This is a genomic window from Jannaschia sp. L-14R, assembly GCF_056857695.1.
Genome location: NZ_JBSXNP010000010.1, coordinates 193,917 through 210,264 on the forward strand (window position 1 = coordinate 193,917; position 16,348 = coordinate 210,264).

Here is a 16,348-nt window from a genome sequence, read left to right on the forward strand (position 1 = left end):
TACTCTGAATCAATTAGCAGAAAAGCGCCTGAGCTCATTCCGGGGCAGTTCGACTATACGATTGGTGGGGCGCAGGCCCAACCTCTCGCGATACGTTAATGACCGCTAAAACATCTGTGAGAGTGATCACACCGGCCAGCCTTTCTGCATCGACGACAAGGAATTTTCTCCGACCTGTTTTCATGATCCGCGCCATAAGGTCGAGGCCAGTCATGTCACAGGAAACAGAATTATCATTATTCACGTTCTCGATCACATCTTCAACCATCACTGTCGTCCAGTGTTCGCGGTCGATCTTGCGGACAATCTGGGTATCGACATACCCCAGCAGTGTCCCGTCCTCCAAAACGGGTGCGAATGTGATGGCATGTTCCAGGAACACATTGTTCACCAGGTCCGACAGCGATTGATCCACGCGTGCCGTCCATGGATCGCGCGTCATGAAGGTCGCGACAGTCCGCCCGTCGAACGCAACCTCCGTCTCCAGCCGGGCAAGGGACGCACGCGATGTCGCCAACAGGAACAGTCCGATCAGGATCGGCCAGAGCCCCGCAGTCAATGCACCGGAGAAAACGGCGTAAAGACCCAGCGCTATCACCCCATAGGCGATCATGTTCGAAACGGTAACTGCATGTCTGGTGGACATCACCAGATCGCTCGATCGCGTCCAGAGCCAGGCGCGCAGCACCCGACCCCCATCCATCGGAAATGCAGGCAGAAGATTGAACAGGGCAAGGACAAGGTTGATTACGGCCAGGTAGCCGAAGATCGAGAGCGCGGCGGCCGGCAGCCCGATGATGTCAGAGACCAGAGCGCTGAACCAGAATCCGAGCGCGAGACAGAAACTGGCAAACGGCCCGGCGATGGCGATCCAGAATTCGGTCGCTCCGCTCACCGGCTCCGACTGGAGTTCTGCGACCCCTCCGAAAAGAAACAGGGTGATACCTGAAATGCGAAGGCCAAAGCGTCGCGCGACGATGGCATGCGCCAATTCGTGCACGATCAATGACCCGAAAAGTCCCAGCATCGCCGCCACGGCCATGACAAGAAGCGCCGGAGTCCGGGCATCCGGGAATTCGACCGGAAAGTAGGCGGTAGCAAGACTCCAGACGATCAGCGCGGCGATCAGAAGCCAACTTGCATCGACCTTGATCTCGAAACCATGGATCCGTGCAATCCTTATGGCATTACCCCACATCAGATTCACCAAGGGTTTGTTTATCAGTTATCTTATGCGGATTCAGGGTCATTGAAACGGCTGACAGGGCTTCCTCCAGGGATCGATCTGTGTCGATGCGATGCCATTGCATCGCGCCCGGATCCGCCCCGGCCTGTCGTATCACAACGGTTGAATCCGCGTCGGACGCGTCCGGTCCGCGCGTTGAGATTCGCGCCAGCCGTGTAGCCGTTTTCGATTCCAGCCAGATTCCGACGAAATCGCATCCGGCATCTGTCGCGATATCTTCGGCGGCCCGGCGCGCATCAGCATTTCCATGAACGGCGTCAAGGATCACCGAATGACCTTGTTCAAGAACAATACGGGCCTGATGGCGTATGGCGTCATAAGTTCGGGCCGTTACTTCGGGCGTATAGCCTTCCGCGCCGAGGTGGGTGAGTGGATCATGATGCAGAAGCGTCTTGCGAGCGACATCGCTGCGAATATGCATCGCGCCCGGTGCTGCACCGATCTTGTGCGCGATGGCACGCGCGATCGTAGATTTGCCGGAGCCGGAATAACCGCCGATCGCCAGGAGGACAGTCGGCTTCGGATCGAGATAATCCATGGCCTGCATCAGATAGGCGCGTGCCTCGCCCATCATTTCGATTCCGTCTGCCGCGACGGCAGCGGTCTGAACATCTACCATCGTGCGTATTGCAGCCCGGATCGAGAGGTATAACGGCAGAAGCGACAGCCCGGAATCGGTCAAATCCGAGCACGCTTCGGAGAAATAGGCATTCAGCACCAGATTTGCCGGGTGACCCATTTCGCGGTGGTCGAGATCCATCAGCAGAAACGCAAGATCGTAAAGGGTATCGCATGTGCCTAGGCGTTCATCGAATTCGAGGGCATCGAAAGGCGTTGGAACGCCGCCGATCACAACGATATTGCGCAGATGGAGATCGCCGTGACATCGCCGAATGTGCCCGTTTCTGGACCTTTGGTGTAAAATCACGGACAGGTCAGACCAAACCTTTCGGCTTCGCGCTATGAAATCGGAGGCTTCAACATTGATTGCTTCGCCCATGGAGCGGAATACACGCTCGAGTTCGTCGATTATTTCCTCAATCAGGGCTGCGCCGTCCAGATTGCGGACCGGTGATGCCGCGTGATATCGGGCAATCGAAGCCCCTAATTTCAGGGCCAGAGCATCGTCAATTCCGCAATCGTCGGCAATGTGCGCCAGTTCTGTCTTTGCAGGGAAACGGTTCATCACCAGTACCCATTCAAGCACGTCTCCGGGGCCGTCCAACGCGAGCGTCCCGTCTTTCCGACGGACAATCGGCATGACGCTCCTGTAGATTGACGGCGCAGTGCTCTTGTTGAGTTCGAGTTCGCGATCAAGCAGGGTATGACGCTTTGCGACGGTCGACAGATCCATGTAGTCGTACTTCACGGCGCGTTTGATTTTTAGAGCCCGATCTCCGGTCAGGAAGATGATAGCACCATGCGTGTCGATCCTTTGCGTGCTGCCTCCGAAACCCGCTCCGCTCTCGAGAAAGCGAATGACCTCTGCCTGAGCCGCGGACCCGCTCGTCTTGACATGACTTTTTTGCCTGTTCTTACCCATTTGCCTGCCGACCAGGAGAGATGCATGTCAATACTAAGCGTTTTTTCCGGACCATGGCTTGAGCGAAATCAATCTCCGCACTGCAACATGTCCTATCGTTTTCGGCATGTAGGCAGAATCAAGGAGACCGAGATGGACAGCAACAGCGACACTCCCCCTGCGGCTCAGGATATTGGCGACCCGGATGCCTGCTTCCGGCCGATTTCACATACACCCTGGGACGGGATGACATGGCTGGAGAACCTTGCGAATTTTGGCGCTGAGCTGACGACATTCTTAGCCGCACGGATGAAGGAAGACGTCCAGACCCAGCAAAAGCTTTTTCAATGCAAATCGGTCCCGGAGATGCAGCAGGTGCAGGCGGAGTTCGTCCAGAAGGCGATCAATCAATATTATGCCGAGACTGCGAAGCTAACTGAAATCGTCGGAAAGTCGGCGCCTGAATGAAGCTTGCACTTTATCGGCTAAACAACCTGACGGGGCAGACAGTAAATGCCCTTTGGACAGCAATATAACGCAACATGAAGAAGAGAAAAAACCATGACGATCAATATCGGAGCGGCTGACCGCGTCATCAGATATATTATTGGACTGTTTCTCATACTGGCACCGCTTTGGAACCAGTATATTCTATCGTTCGCCCCATTGATTGTTGCAGCTTCCGTGGTCGTCGGCATCGTTCTCGTAGTTACCGCATATGTCCGGTCCTGTCCTATCTATACGGCATTGGGGGCATCTACCCGACAGAAATAGATGAGCAATAACACGGGGTGCGACAGGTAGGCACGACAGAGTTCGCAGCTGCAGGACAAGGTGATTCATTTTCAGCGGTACCGTCATTTTTGCCATTCGGCAGTCTGCAAGCCGATAGTGGGTGAATCTACCCATGTTCAAGTATTGAGCAGCTGAAAATGAAACGTGAATATCGATTCCGGACTTTCAAACGACTTGGCGATTATTATGACTCAGTGTAATCTATTCTAACCGGAGAGGAGCGATGAAGAAAATTCTGGTGGCCACAGATCTGTCTGATCGATCCGATATTGCACTGCGACGGGCGTCTTTGATCGCCCACAGATCCGGAGCCAAGCTGCATGTCATTCATGTCGTCGACGGGGACTGGCCATTGATCATCGGTGATATGCAGAAACAGGTCGCCGAGAAGTTTATCACGTCACAGCTAGCGAAGATCGAAGACACCAAGGCGCTCGATGTCGAGGTCTCTTTCATATTCGGTGATCCCAGTATTGATATCGCCTCTACCGCCGTCGATCTTGGTGCGGATCTTATTGTCATAGGTCGCCACCGAGATCGCGGAATTGCTGAGTTTTTCCGTGGAACAACCATCGAACGCATGGCGCGCACCTCAGCGGTTCCGATTTTGGTGGCAAGGCGGGAGCCCGTCGCCCACTATGCTCGCGCCGTCGTCGGCTTGGATTTTTCGACCTGTTCATCGAACGCGGTATCTCTCGCGACCGAGCTTGTTGGAGCAAATAACGTGGCTTTGATACACGCCTATCATGTACCGTTCAAAAACCTCACAATGTCCACCGACCGAACAGGGAGCATATCGGCCACTGACAAGAGAGGAATCGAAGACGATATCAGGCGAGAAGTCGACATATGGCTCAATAGCATGCCGATCAAAATCGAAAAGCGCGACGTAATTCTACACGAAGGCAGCGCAATAGATATATTACCTCGCGTTGCAGCAGAATTGGGTTCGGACCTGATTTGTGTTGGGGCACATAGCCGTTCCTGGCTGTCTTCCGCGATCTTGGGCAGCACAGCGCACGAACTTTTGTCATATTCGAATTTTGACATTCTTATCGTACCGCTATGCGGTAAGCGCGTTCAGGATCAGATCGGCAAAAATGAGGATGCTGGCTAAAACGCCGATGGAGACAGTTATTCCTATCCCCACGAAAACGCCATCTCGCTGAACCAGGCCCCAAGACATGCAGGCTATCGCAATGGCCGGCGGTGCGTTCATAAGCGGAATGGGCATCACCAGAAGTAAAGACATGAGCAGGCAGACGACACCGACAAGCCTTTCGCGTTTCGCGAATATCGGCAGTCGCTCGTAGCTCCTGCTTTCCGCCCATCGTAACGGAACAGCGAGAAACCGTATCATGGTCTCGATCATCCGCAGCGGCAGACGTATGCGTCTGGCGCGTCGCGGCAGACTGCCCCGTTCTCCGTACAGAGCCAGATGAGCCGAGATGATCATAAGCGGAACACCAAGAATTGCCCCTGCACTCGGGATGGGGAGAGGGATAGAGTCGGGCAGGGCGAACAGCAGGATCGCGACACCGTGCATCCGCGCCCCTGCCTGATCGAGCGCACTGCCAAGTGTTACTTCCGTGCCAGCGCGGGCTTGATTGCCCAGACTTTCGAGAAGGGCGGCAAAGCTGATCTCGTTCGTGTCAGATTTTGGGTCAAGCTGCTCATGAAGCAATGTTACGACCTCAGTTTAGATCTCCAGAACAACCCGGCCCTCAATCCGGCCCTCGCGCATCCAATCAAAAATTTCATTGATGTCGTCGAGTTTTGCCCAGTTGAATGTCGTCTTCACTTGCCCTTCCGCCGCAAGGGCCAAGGCTTCGGACAGATCGAGGCGCGTGCCGACGATGGAGCCGCGGATCGTCAGACGCTTCAGTACGACGTCAAAGATCGGCAGGGGAAAGTCGCCGGGGGGCAGGCCGACGAGTGACATCGTGCCATGACGGCGCAGCATGCCCGTCGCCTGGGAAAATGCCTTGGTGTTCACGGCAGTGACGAGCGCGCCATGCACGCCGCCGATCTGCGAAATGACCTCCTTGACCGGATCGACGTCCGCGGCATTGATTATCTCGTCGGCGCCCAAGGATTTCGCGAGCTTCAACTTGCTGTCGGCGATGTCGATTGCCACGACATGCATCCCCATGGCCTTGGCGTATTGTACCGCCATATGACCGAGTCCGCCAATCCCCAGAATGGCGACCCATTGACCGGGCCGAACTTCGGCTTCCTTCAATCCCTTGTAGACGGTCACGCCCGCACAAAGCACAGGCGAGGCAGGACCAAAATCGAACCCGTCAGGCAATTGGCCGACATAATCGGCATCTGCCGCAACGTATTCGGCATAAGCTCCATCGACAGAATAGCCGGTGTTCTGTTGACTTTCGCAAAGGGTTTCCCAGCCTCCGGTGCAATGTTCGCACCGGCCACAGGCTGAGTGCAACCAGGGCACGCCGACCCGGTCGCCTTCCTTCAGATGGGTAACACCGGTACCAAGGGCTACGATCTCGCCTACACCTTCGTGCCCCGGAATGAAGGGTGCCGTTGGTTTTACGGGCCAGTCACCCATAGCTGCATGCAGATCAGTGTGGCACACACCGGACGCCCGTACCCGGACCAGCACCTGACCGACTCCGATCTGTGGCACGGGATGTTCGCGGATATCCAGCGGTTTGCCGAGTTCGGTAACCACGGCAGCTTTCATCGTCTGGGGGATCGTCATCGGAAAATCTCCTCATCGCGTAAGGTCATGCAAGCTAGTGCATGGAAAATGCGGTTCCGGACTTGATCGGCATCAATCGAAGCACCGGTGATTCCGGCATTCCTGAGCCAAAGGTCCCGCAACGGGTCGGACGCGACAGAAGAAAGCCATGTCATGAAAGGCCGCGAAAAGTGGATGATCCCGATCCTGATGGCTCTGTTTGCCGCGGGAGGCACGACGTATGGCATGGCAGAAGAGACGCTGACTTTCTATGCAATCCTGATACCGGTGATGATCGCCGCAGGCTACGACGCAGTGACCGGCGTGGCGGTGATCCTGCTCGGTGCAGGGATCGGAGTGTTGGGATCGACGATCAATCCCTTCGCAACCGCCATCGCCTCCGATGCCGCAAATATTCCGTTTACCGACGGGTTGCTCCTGAGACTGGCGATCCTTGGAATCGGCTGGCTGATCTGCGTGGTTTTCGTGATGCGCTATGCGGCGAAAGTGAAGGCCGACCCCTCGCGCTCTATCGTCGCGGACCACGCACTCCGTACGACAGCGGTTCATGCATACCGCACGGGTTCTGGGCCGGGTCTATGACGCGATCGAGTATCGCGGTTTCGGCCAGAAGATTGTCGAAGAACTGGCCGAATGGGCAGGCGTGCCAGTCTACAACGGCCTGACGGACGAGTTTCATCCGACCCAGATTCTTGCTGATCTGATGACGATGGGCGAGCACTGCGACCGGCCGTTGTCCCAGATCGCATTCTGCTTTCTCGGGGATACCGGCAACAACATGGGCGACAGCCTCATGATCGGCGGCGTGAAGATGGGCATGGATGTGCGGCTTTGCGGACCCAAGCCGCTCTGGCCGGAAAAGACACTGATTGAGGAGGCCAGGGTCATAGCCGAGCAGACCGGCGCTCGCCTGACGCTTACCGAAGATGTGGGCTCAGGCGTGCGGAACTGTGATTTCCTGTACACGGACGTCTGGGTGTCAATGGGGGAACCTGAAGACGTCTGGGCCCGCCGGATTGAAGCGCTGATGCCATATCAGGTGAACGCGGCGATGCTGGAAAAAACCGGATACCCGGATACGAAATTCATGCATTGTCTGCCGGCGTTTCACAACGTCGACACCGAGGTCGGCGCAAGGATCGCACGTGAGCATGGATTGGACGCACTGGAGGTGACGGACGAAGTCTTTGAAAGCGCCGTTTCCATCGTGTTCGATCAGGCCGAGAACCGCATGCATACGATCAAGGCCGTGCTCGTCGCGACGCTGGGAGCCTGAGGTGTTAGTTGTCGCAGCCTTGGGTGGGAATGCCCTGCTTCGCCGTGGTGAGGAGATGACGGCCGCAGCACAGGAGCGTAATGTAACGCTTGCGGCTGAATATCTGGCCCAAATCGTGCGCGCGGGTCACAGTCTCGTCGTCACCCATGGCAACGGCCCGCAAGTGGGTATGCTGGCGATGCAGGCCGATCCCTGGCCGCTCGACATTCTGGGGGCGGAGACAGACGGAATGATCGGTTATGTGATCGAACGCGCTCTCGAGAATGCGCTGGCGCACGACCGGCCCGTCGTGACACTTCTGACGCAGGTCGTGGTCGATGGCGACGATCCGGCGTTTGCCGCTCCGACCAAGTTCATCGGTCCGGTCTGGAGTCGCGCCGAAGCCGAGGCCATCGCCGCACCGCGCGGCTGGACCATCGCGCAGGATGGGGATCACTGGCGCCGCACCGTACCTTCGCCCCTGCCGCTCGATCTGCCTGATCTCAAGGCCATCCAAATACTGTTGAAACATGGTGCCGTTGTAATCTGTGGCGGCGGTGGCGGAATCCCTGTCGTGCGCCGTGCCGACGGCACTCATCATGGGGTTGAGGCAGTCGTGGACAAGGACCGGGCAAGCGCGCTTCTTGCTGCACGTCTCGGGGCGGAGGCCCTGCTGTTTCTGACGGATGTCGAAGCGGTATTTGTGGATTTCGATACACCCACAGCGCAGCCTCTCAAGACCCTGAGCGAGGCCGAAGCCGGTGCGATGGACCTGCCCGCCGGGTCGATGCGGCCCAAAGTGGAAGCCGCACTGTCGTTCCTGAGGGAAGGCGGCACCACGGCTGCTATCGGTCGCCTTGAAGATGCTCCGAAACTATTGTCGGGGCAGGCCGGTACTCTGATCCACCTTGAGGGTGGCGGGGGGTGAGCGAAGGCCGGAAAACACCGAAAGACATATTTGATCTTGTGATCGACGGGCCGCGTCTGGTGCTGTCGGGCCGATTGCATATCGATGCCTTGCAAGGCCTTGACCGCGCGCGTGCACGCAATATGGCGCGCGGCGTGAAGGTCATCGACATGGCCCGTTTGACCCGGATCGATACGGCCGGGGCTTGGTTCCTTGTCGATCTGCAACGGTCAGGTGCAACAGGCGACCGGACTATCGCTCTTGAAGGAGCGAGCGAACCGCAGACCCAGCTGCTCGAGACCGTACGCCGCAACCTGCCACCCGAAGATATCGCGACCATAAAACCAAGCCTGTTGGCTGATCGACTTGAACGCATTGGCCGCAAGGTAGTGCGTGGGGCAAGGATCGGTTTTGAAATGATATCGTTTCTCGGTCAGACAGTCGGCGCCATGGCGGCGATCCTGGTCAATCCGCGCCGGTTGCGGCTGACATCGCTGGTCCACCACTGTCAGGAAGTGGGGCTGAATGCGGTGCCGATCGTGGCGTTGATGGCGTTCCTTATCGGTGTGGTCCTGGCCTTTCAGGGATCAGCGCAGTTGCGCCAATTCGGTGCCGAGGTTTTCGTCGTCGATCTGATTGCCATCTCGGTGCTGCGCGAACTTGGCATCCTACTGACCGCGATCATCGTGGCAGGCCGTTCGGGGTCGGCTTTCACTGCCGCCATCGGGTCGATGAAGATGCGTGAAGAGATTGACGCAATGCGCACCCTTGGTCTCGATCCAGTGACAATCCTGGTGGTGCCGCGCGTACTTGCCCTGATGCTGATGCTGCCCGCGCTCGGCTTCATCGCCGATATTTCTGGACTGGTTGGCGGTGCCATCATGTCGTGGATCGAACTTGGGGTTTCGCCAGCTGTGTTTCAGTCGCGGCTCGTATCGAACACCGATGTCTGGCATTTCGGTATCGGCATGATCAAGGCACCATTCTTCGCACTGATTATCGGAATCATCGGTTGTTACGAAGGGATGATGGTTGGCAGCGATGCAGAATCGCTCGGCCGGTTGACCTCGGCTTCCGTTGTCTTGTCGATCTTCATGGTCATCGTGATGGACGCGCTGTTTTCAGTCTTTTTTGCCGTGGTGGGTGTCTGATGTCTGATACGCCCAACGACCATATTATTCGCGTCCGGGGCCTGGTGACGCGGTTCGGCACACATATCGTACATGAAGATCTCGACGTCGACGTGCGTCGGGGCGAGATTATCGGCATCGTAGGCGGATCGGAGACCGGCAAGTCGGTTCTCCTGCCTGCTATCGTCGGTCGGATGAAACCGCAGCGGGACCAGATCGAGGTATTCGGTCAGAGTGTTCGCGATACGCCAGAGGCCGAATACCGCCGTCGGCGCCGCCGCTGGGGCGTAATGTTTCAGGACGGCGCGCTGTTTTCCTCACTGATCGTACGTCAGAACGTAGAGGCGCCGATGCGAGAGCAATTGCATCTGGATAATGACCTGCGCGAAACGCTGGTGGGCATAAAGGTGCGCATGGTCGGTTTGCCTGAAAACGCCCAGACCAAGTATCCATCGGAAATGTCGGGCGGCATGCGCAAACGTGCGGGCTTTGCGCGCGCCATCGCGCTCGATCCCGTGATTGTCTTTCTCGATGAACCTACGGCCGGTTTCGACCCCACCGTCGCGGCAGCATTCAACATTCTCATCAAGCAGTTACAGAATGTTCTTGGTTAACGGTGTTCCTCGTCACACATGATCTGGACAGCTTGCATGCGATTTGCGACCGGGTTGCGGTTCTGGCCGACCGCAAGGTTTTTTCCGAGATTACCGGAACCGTCAGCGATGCCACGCTTCAGATAACCCGATTCACCGACCGGCTCGACAGCATCGGGGCAGCGGTCGAGACGACGCTGGAGCGGGCAGATACCGCGCTGGCGTCAGCACAGCTAGCTTTCGGTGCAGCCGAGTTGACGCTGAGCAGGTCAGGCGATGCAATCGAGAAAGTCGACGATACGTTCACCCGATCTGACGCTATCCTGAGCGACCAGGTACCTCTAATCCTGGAACAGGTTTCCGAGGCGGTTATTCTAATGAGTGAAACCATCCTGGATCTCAGAAACCGGACTGGCGAAACGCTTGAAGGATATGCAGCAACAGCAACCCTGCTGAACGCCCGTTTGGCGGAATTGGAAACGACCTTGCGAGGGGCCGAAATTGCCTTTGCCGCTGTAACTGATGCCTCCCATAGTTTCGACGAGCTTGTGGATGGGGATGGCACGCTGCTCGTCGTCGAGGCGCGGGAGATATTGACCCGTGCAGGATCTGCCATCGCTACCCTCGAGGTTGTCATAAATGAAGATGTGCCATCCGTGGTCACAAATATACGCGCGGGCGTCGCGACCGCAGCGGCGGCCATCGATCAGGTGGCCGCCGATCTGACCGGATTGACCGGCCGGTTTGCCCCCTTGGCAACTGAGACCGAACAGACGATCGCATCCGCAAACGCGCTATTGGAGCGAGCGCAGCGCTCTCTGGATGCTCTGGATGGCGCAATGACCGGGGCGGAGAGTGCACTGGCTTCTGCGGAAGTTGCCTTCGATGCGGCGAGCGGCCTTATGGAAATTGATATCGTTCCGGTTCTCGCCGATATCCGCCTGACATCTGAAAGGATCGGTGTAACTGTGGAAGCCGTGGCCCGCGACGCTCCGATGATCGCCACCGATCTGCAGGCCTTGATCGCACGTGCCGATGCCGTCGTGGCCCAAGTCCAGCAAGAGGTCGCGGTCAGTGCGCCGGGCGTCGGCGATTTCGCCAACACCGGTCTTCGTGAACTTACACGGCTCGTCCAAGAAGCCCGCACCTTGGTATGAACCCTTGAGACACTCGTCCGCCGGATCGACCAGAACCCCGCACGCTTTCTTCTCAATGATCGCGTCCCGACCTACGAGAGGTAAGTCATGACAACCAGCCTGATGAACCGGGCCCGTGGTTATCGTCGCCACGTTCCAAGAATTGCTGGACGACCTTCTTCCCGACATGGCCAACGGGGCGGTACAGAACGCTTGATACTGTCCAATGATTTGCGGCGCTTTTCATGACCTCCGTGCGTGGCTGTTGTGGTCAGGCCTCACATATCGAGTTTGGCCTTGCGGCGCTCGAACTCATCTTCGTCGATCTCGCCCCGCGCATAGCGGTCGCGCAGAATATCCTGTGCGGTCGGCGTATTTCCGGTTGAACTGCGCCCGGATAAGCCGCGCACAGCCAGAACGATGATCCCGATGATCACGCCCCAGAACAGCACCATCATCAGCCCGCCTGTCATGCCATAACCGGCACCCCACATATGGCTGAACCCATTGCCGGTATCGGCCAATCCGGGAGTGGCAGCCGCAGCAAAAGCCGCCATCGTGGTTGGTATCATGTATTTACTCATGTCAGTCACCTTCGTTTGGTTGGGGTCGCGGATGAAGCGGAAGTGTCACTTCCGCCAAAAGGCCGCCTTCGGGGTGGTTCGACAGGCGGACATCACCGCCATGCGCACGCAACAATGTCCGCGCAATGGATAGGCCCAGACCGGAGCCTCCGGTTTCCCGCGAGCGGGATTTTTCCAGCCGGAAGAACGGCTCGAACACCTGATCCAGCTCGGGTTCAGGGATTCCGGGGCCTTCGTCGCGTATGCGGATGACCGCGTGATCGTCCTCCTGACCATAGCTGACACGCGCGCCTCCGCCATAGCGCACGGCGTTATCGAGGATGTTGCGCAGGGCGCGGCGCAAGGCTTGCGGGCGCAGACGCACTTGCACAGGCGCAGATGGCACCAGTTCAAAGCCGTCCAGCATGTCGGTGCGCAATTTCTCCAGAAACTGTTGCAGATCGACCGGCTCATAGGGCTCGGACGTCGCGACGCCGCGCGCGAAGGCCAGCGTGGCGTCCACCATTTCCCGCATCTCCTCGATTGACGAGACGAGGGCTTCGCGCGTTTCCTGTTCGTCGACCATTTCGGCGCGGACACGCAGCGCGGTCAACGGCGAGCGCAGGTCGTGCCCGAGCGCCGCCAGCAGCCGGGTCCGGTCGCTGACAAATCGTGTCAGCCTGTCCTGCATCCGGTTGAAGGTCTGGGTCAGATCTCGTACCTCGGCAGGCCCATGTGCCGGAAGGGGTGATACATCCTCACCCCGGCCCAGTTTTTCGGCGGCACGCGAAACACGCAGCAAAGGACCTGTCAGGCGAGTCAGCAAAAACCAGCAGACGGTAACCAGGATGATGGCCGCGGTGGTAACGAAACTCAGGATCGACGCGACCGGCCATTGCAGCGGCGGTCGTTCGTACCGGGTGACGACATTCAACCAGGGGCCATCCGCCAGCGCGATGGCCAACTGCATCTCGATTGCCGACAGTTGACCCTGCATCATCGCCATGTGCATCTGCACCATTTCCGGTCCGGCACCCGCCATCGGCGGAGGAATACTCTGATCGACTACATTCAGTTTCACCCGGACCTCGCGACCCGGTATGCCGCCCATAAGGCCGCGCACCCGAGCCTCGACCGCGCCGCCAACAGCACGGTCGTCCTGAGCAACGACAGGTGTTTCCGACAACGCGAACCGCACCAGCGGCGAGTCGGCCGCTGTCAGGATCGCCGAATGCAGGTCTTCGGGCGCTTCTTCCAGAAGCAGAGCGACATTTGCGGCACGGCCCGCCACTTCGAACCAAAGCGCGGTGCGGACGGCTTGACTGCGCTCGTCGACGAACAACCACAGACTTACAGCCTGCGCCACGACCAGTGCCAAGACGATCAGCAGGACGAGTTGACCGCGCAGACTGTCGAAAAGGACGCGCATCATTCCTCTTCCTGCACGTCGGCAGCGAAGCAATAGCCGCCCCCGCGCACCGTTGCGATAAGCTGGGGGCGGGATGGGTCATTTTCTATCTTGCGGCGCAGACGGCTGATCTGGTTGTCGATGGTACGGTCGAGAGCCGAGCCCGAGCGACCGGCAGTCAGGTCCAGCAATTCGTCGCGGTTAAGCACCAGCCGAGGACGCTCCAGCAGCACGGTCAGCAGCTTGAGCTCTGCGCCTGTCAGGTCGACCTTGCGGCCGTTTTCGCCTGTCAGGCTTCTCTGATCGGTATCCAGTGTCCATTGCGAGAAACGGATACGGCGGCCCGAAAGCGCGCCGGCATAGGGTTCGGGCCGGGACGCGCGGCGCAGGATTGCCTTTATCCGCGCCAGCAACTCACGCGGGTTGAAAGGTTTGGCCAGGTAGTCGTCGGCACCGATTTCCAGCCCGACGATGCGATCCGTCTCCTCGCCCAATGCAGTCAGCATCAAAATTGGCGATGTCCCATTGGCCGACAGGCGGCGACAGACTGACAGCCCGTCCTCGCCCGGCATCATAACGTCCAGAACGATCAGATCGAACTGGCCCTTGGCCAGTTTGGCATCCATGTCGACTGCGTCGCACGCCGCAGTCGCCCGCATCCCGTTGCGTTCGAGATAACGCGTAACGGCATCACGGATTTCGCGGTGATCGTCTACGACAAGAATATGCGGCAAATCGGTCATGGGATGTCCTTTACCGGGTTCGGCGGGACCTATCTCCAAAAGATTTGTCGCGAAGTGTAACCACGCGCCCCGTTACGACAAAGCGTTACAAATCCTTCATTCACCTGCGTTTCAAGACGGCTTATCGCTCTCCATGTTCAATACGTCACAAACCCGAAAGGAGAACATATCATGGTTCGCAAAACACTTCTTACAGCAGGTATTCTGGTCGGCGTCGCATTCGGCGGAGCCGCCTTCGCCGATGCCGATCAAAAGCACGGGGGGCAGACTGGCGCCAGACAGGGCGGTGGTGTGATGCAGCAAGGTGCGGCTTCTGGCATGATGGGCGGCCAAGGTGGCATGTCCGGCATGATGGGCGGCCAAGGCGGTATGTCAGGGATGATGGCCCATATGCAAAAAATGGGTGGCGGCATGATGGGCGGTATGGGCCCCTTGTCCATGATGCTGGCCTTCGACACAGATGGCGACGGTACCGTTTCGCCCGAGGAACTGCGCACCGGTCTACTGGCCAAGCTCGGAGAATTCGACGCCGATGGCGACGGGTCTCTTTCCATCAGTGAATTCGAGACACTGCACAGCGCGATGATCCGCGAAACGATGGTGGATCGGTTCCAGTATCTCGACGCAGACGGTGACGGGATCGTGACCGCCGGGGAAATGACTGCCCCCGCAGATGTTATGACGCGGATGCAGAGCATGCGAGGCGGCGTCGACCAAGACACGAGCAACGATTCAATGATGAACGATAACTGATCGCGAACCGTCATGGCCCCCGACGCGGGGCCATGACCCTTTTCTGCGATCTTCGGAAACCGCCCCGGTTTGCTCGGCCTTGGCAGATTCAATCACGTTGCGATGCTGCTGAATACGGTCTTCGGGGGCGGCCATGCCGGACACCAGGACAAGCGCATCGATGCCCTGCAACGACGCCCGAAGCTCTTCCGGTTTGTCATAGTCACCGGGGCGAACTTTGATACCGAGGTCCTTAACATGATGCGGCGTGCGGGCCAGGCCCACGACATCTTTGACCCCAAGCTTGTCAATTGATTTCAGGGCGATTTCCCGGCCGAGTTGGCCCGAAACGGCGGTGATTGCATAGGTCATTGCACGCGCGCCTTCCTTGGTTGGCGATTGCATGGCCGGGCGTCGGCACCGGCCATGCCACTGGTCTGGGTCAGCCGTGATAAGCTTGGCTGACGGCAAAGCTGTCCTCGAACCAGTGCCACAGCACCACCTGACCATCGCGGACCTTGGCGCGCAGCGCGAAGGAGAAGTCTCCCGTCTCCTTGCCTGACCGGGTGGTGATGGCGTTCATCACACCGAACACGGCCACCGTGTCACCCGAGGCGAAGGCGTCTGTGTTTTCCCATTTGGTCGTTTGCAGGTTTTCGGAGAATATGCCGAGGAATTCGAAGATATTCTCCTTGCCACGGGTCTCGCCGATCCAGGGCAGGCTTTCGTCGCCTTCGTTGTGCCAGACCATGTCATCGGCCATCAGGCTGCTCATCGTTTCCATGTCGCCCGATCCCATCGCGCCCATGAAGGCCATTACGGTGTCGAAAGATGCTTGTGTCTGTTCGTCCATTTCCTGTGCTCCTGCATGTGTTCCCAGGATGATCGCCAGCGATGCGCCAAGCGATGTCGTGATAAGAGTTCTGCGGTTCATTGTTTGCTCCTGTTTGGGGCTCCGGGGCGGAATGCGGAGCCGGGTTCGATCAGATTTTGCCCTGCTTCGTTGCGCGCTGCATCCGGGCCTGGCTTCGGCGCGATGACGTCCCAATGCCTGGCGAACTTGCGGTTCTCGATGCAGAAGACGTCGAAGCCGGTGACCGGAGTGGTGCCGACGTCTTCATACCGGGCGTGGACAGCGACGAGGTCGTCATCTGCGATGACGCAGATGCCATAAGTGTTTTCAGTGTCATGTAGCGCTCCATTGACAGGAGATGGGTGCTGCGGAGGGGCGTGTGAGGTTGCTCAATGCCATTCGATTTGCGGGTTCTCGCGGAAGGCAAAGCGTTCAAGATGGTTGGCAATGACCCGCGCTGCCTTGTCGAGGTTACCCTTCGTTTCGGCCGACACCTCGATCTGCAGTGCGTCGTCACTTGCGGCTAGCTCACACTGGCCAAACGGCAACTCGATCCGGCCACGGTCGCCATCCATTTGCACAGGAACCTTATGACCGAAATGCTTGCAGAGCGTGCCGAGATACCGTTGCGCCTTGCTTGTCTTGAATGTCGCCTGTGTGTTCATCGGGTCGCTCCGTGATTGTTGAAGCGACATCTATCCACTTGGGGCGATTTCGAATATCTGATGAATGCTGAT

General features: G+C 58.1%; 19 protein-coding genes and 1 pseudogene. 10 read left to right on the top strand and 10 right to left on the bottom strand.

The annotated features are described in order from the left end of the window. Nucleotides 1–34: 34 nt before the first annotated feature. The gene (locus tag AC13C2_RS09280; RefSeq protein WP_482887001.1) at nt 35–1,207 is read right to left on the bottom strand and encodes a site-2 protease family protein; all 1,173 of its coding nucleotides are present in this window, start codon (nt 1,205–1,207) and stop codon (nt 35–37) included. After that, nucleotides 1,188–2,615 carry a bifunctional aminoglycoside phosphotransferase/ATP-binding protein gene (locus tag AC13C2_RS09285; RefSeq protein WP_482886636.1) on the bottom strand — a complete coding sequence of 476 codons (1,428 nt, stop codon included), beginning with the start codon at nt 2,613–2,615 and terminating at the stop codon, nt 1,188–1,190. Before AC13C2_RS09285 ends, AC13C2_RS09280 begins: the two co-directional genes overlap by 20 nt. 306 nt (nt 2,616–2,921) lie before the next feature. Here AC13C2_RS09285 and AC13C2_RS09290 point away from each other — a divergent pair, with 306 nt between their 5' ends. From AC13C2_RS09290 to AC13C2_RS09300, 3 genes are all read left to right on the top strand, one after another. Continuing rightward, nucleotides 2,922–3,236 carry a phasin family protein gene (locus AC13C2_RS09290; protein ID WP_482886637.1) on the top strand — a complete coding sequence of 105 codons (315 nt, stop codon included), beginning with the start codon at nt 2,922–2,924 and terminating at the stop codon, nt 3,234–3,236. A 93-nt stretch (nt 3,237–3,329) separates the two neighbouring features. Next, the gene (locus AC13C2_RS09295) at nt 3,330–3,542 is read left to right on the top strand and encodes a YgaP family membrane protein (protein WP_175495878.1); all 213 of its coding nucleotides are present in this window, start codon (nt 3,330–3,332) and stop codon (nt 3,540–3,542) included. Between the two features lie 244 nt (nt 3,543–3,786). Then, nucleotides 3,787–4,680, top strand: a complete 894-nt coding sequence (locus tag AC13C2_RS09300; RefSeq protein ID WP_482886638.1) for a universal stress protein — start codon at nt 3,787–3,789, stop codon at nt 4,678–4,680. Here the strand turns inward: AC13C2_RS09300 and AC13C2_RS09305 are convergent. Next, nucleotides 4,627–5,247, bottom strand: coding sequence for an exopolysaccharide biosynthesis protein (locus AC13C2_RS09305; protein ID WP_339644454.1), 621 nt, complete (start codon nt 5,245–5,247; stop codon nt 4,627–4,629). The two genes, AC13C2_RS09300 and AC13C2_RS09305, sit on opposite strands and share 54 nt — an antisense overlap. 15 nt (nt 5,248–5,262) lie before the next feature. Beyond that, the gene (gene adhP, locus AC13C2_RS09310) at nt 5,263–6,291 is read right to left on the bottom strand and encodes an alcohol dehydrogenase AdhP (protein WP_482886639.1); all 1,029 of its coding nucleotides are present in this window, start codon (nt 6,289–6,291) and stop codon (nt 5,263–5,265) included. A 153-nt stretch (nt 6,292–6,444) separates the two neighbouring features. Here adhP and AC13C2_RS09315 point away from each other — a divergent pair, with 153 nt between their 5' ends. The 5 genes and pseudogenes from AC13C2_RS09315 to AC13C2_RS09335 all read left to right on the top strand — a co-directional run. Then, nucleotides 6,445–6,873 (top strand): hypothetical protein, encoded by a 429-nt coding sequence (locus AC13C2_RS09315; RefSeq protein ID WP_482886640.1) that lies wholly within the window; start codon nt 6,445–6,447, stop codon nt 6,871–6,873. After that, the gene (gene argF, locus AC13C2_RS09320; RefSeq protein WP_482886641.1) at nt 6,839–7,567 is read left to right on the top strand and encodes an ornithine carbamoyltransferase; all 729 of its coding nucleotides are present in this window, start codon (nt 6,839–6,841) and stop codon (nt 7,565–7,567) included. The genes AC13C2_RS09315 and argF overlap by 35 nt, the downstream gene beginning before the upstream one ends. A 1-nt stretch (nt 7,568) precedes the next feature. Further along, on the top strand, nt 7,569–8,474 hold the full coding sequence (locus AC13C2_RS09325) for a carbamate kinase (protein WP_482886642.1): 906 nt from the start codon (nt 7,569–7,571) through the stop codon (nt 8,472–8,474). After that, nucleotides 8,471–9,604 carry an MlaE family lipid ABC transporter permease subunit gene (locus AC13C2_RS09330; protein ID WP_482886643.1) on the top strand — a complete coding sequence of 378 codons (1,134 nt, stop codon included), beginning with the start codon at nt 8,471–8,473 and terminating at the stop codon, nt 9,602–9,604. The genes AC13C2_RS09325 and AC13C2_RS09330 overlap by 4 nt, the downstream gene beginning before the upstream one ends. Further along, nucleotides 9,604–10,307, top strand: a pseudogene (locus AC13C2_RS09335) (ABC transporter ATP-binding protein); the annotation flags it as partial. The gene AC13C2_RS09330 and the pseudogene AC13C2_RS09335, both read left to right, overlap by 1 nt. 1,283 nt (nt 10,308–11,590) lie before the next feature. Here the strand turns inward: AC13C2_RS09335 and AC13C2_RS09340 are convergent. From AC13C2_RS09340 to AC13C2_RS09350, 3 genes are read right to left on the bottom strand one after another with little or no spacing between them, the layout of a single operon-like run. Next, complete coding sequence (locus AC13C2_RS09340) at nt 11,591–11,896, bottom strand: SHOCT domain-containing protein (protein ID WP_339644483.1); 306 nt, start codon at nt 11,894–11,896, stop codon at nt 11,591–11,593. 1 nt (nt 11,897) lies between these two features. Next, entirely contained in the window at nt 11,898–13,307 is a 1,410-nt protein-coding gene (locus tag AC13C2_RS09345; protein ID WP_482886644.1) for an ATP-binding protein, read from the bottom strand. Continuing rightward, nucleotides 13,304–14,026, bottom strand: a complete 723-nt coding sequence (locus tag AC13C2_RS09350) for a response regulator (protein WP_482886645.1) — start codon at nt 14,024–14,026, stop codon at nt 13,304–13,306. Before AC13C2_RS09350 ends, AC13C2_RS09345 begins: the two co-directional genes overlap by 4 nt. 171 nt (nt 14,027–14,197) lie before the next feature. On the opposite strand from AC13C2_RS09350, the gene AC13C2_RS09355 reads away from it, so the two are divergent. After that, the gene (locus AC13C2_RS09355) at nt 14,198–14,779 is read left to right on the top strand and encodes an EF-hand domain-containing protein (RefSeq protein WP_482886646.1); all 582 of its coding nucleotides are present in this window, start codon (nt 14,198–14,200) and stop codon (nt 14,777–14,779) included. On the opposite strand, the gene AC13C2_RS09360 is transcribed toward AC13C2_RS09355, so the two are convergent. Beyond that, the gene (locus AC13C2_RS09360) at nt 14,759–15,163 is read right to left on the bottom strand and encodes an NAD(P)H-binding protein (protein WP_245737602.1); all 405 of its coding nucleotides are present in this window, start codon (nt 15,161–15,163) and stop codon (nt 14,759–14,761) included. The genes AC13C2_RS09355 and AC13C2_RS09360 overlap by 21 nt on opposite strands. A gap of 37 nt (nt 15,164–15,200) precedes the next feature. Continuing rightward, nucleotides 15,201–15,692, bottom strand: coding sequence for a nuclear transport factor 2 family protein (locus tag AC13C2_RS09365; RefSeq protein ID WP_245737601.1), 492 nt, complete (start codon nt 15,690–15,692; stop codon nt 15,201–15,203). Between the two features lie 113 nt (nt 15,693–15,805). Here AC13C2_RS09365 and AC13C2_RS09370 point away from each other — a divergent pair, with 113 nt between their 5' ends. Next, nucleotides 15,806–15,952: a hypothetical protein gene (locus AC13C2_RS09370; protein WP_482886647.1), complete on the top strand. Its 147-nt coding sequence runs from the start codon at nt 15,806–15,808 to the stop codon at nt 15,950–15,952. A gap of 48 nt (nt 15,953–16,000) precedes the next feature. Here the strand turns inward: AC13C2_RS09370 and AC13C2_RS09375 are convergent, their stop codons facing one another. Further along, nucleotides 16,001–16,276, bottom strand: coding sequence for a DUF2218 domain-containing protein (locus tag AC13C2_RS09375; RefSeq protein WP_092763403.1), 276 nt, complete (start codon nt 16,274–16,276; stop codon nt 16,001–16,003). Between the last annotated feature and the right edge of the window lie 72 nt (nt 16,277–16,348).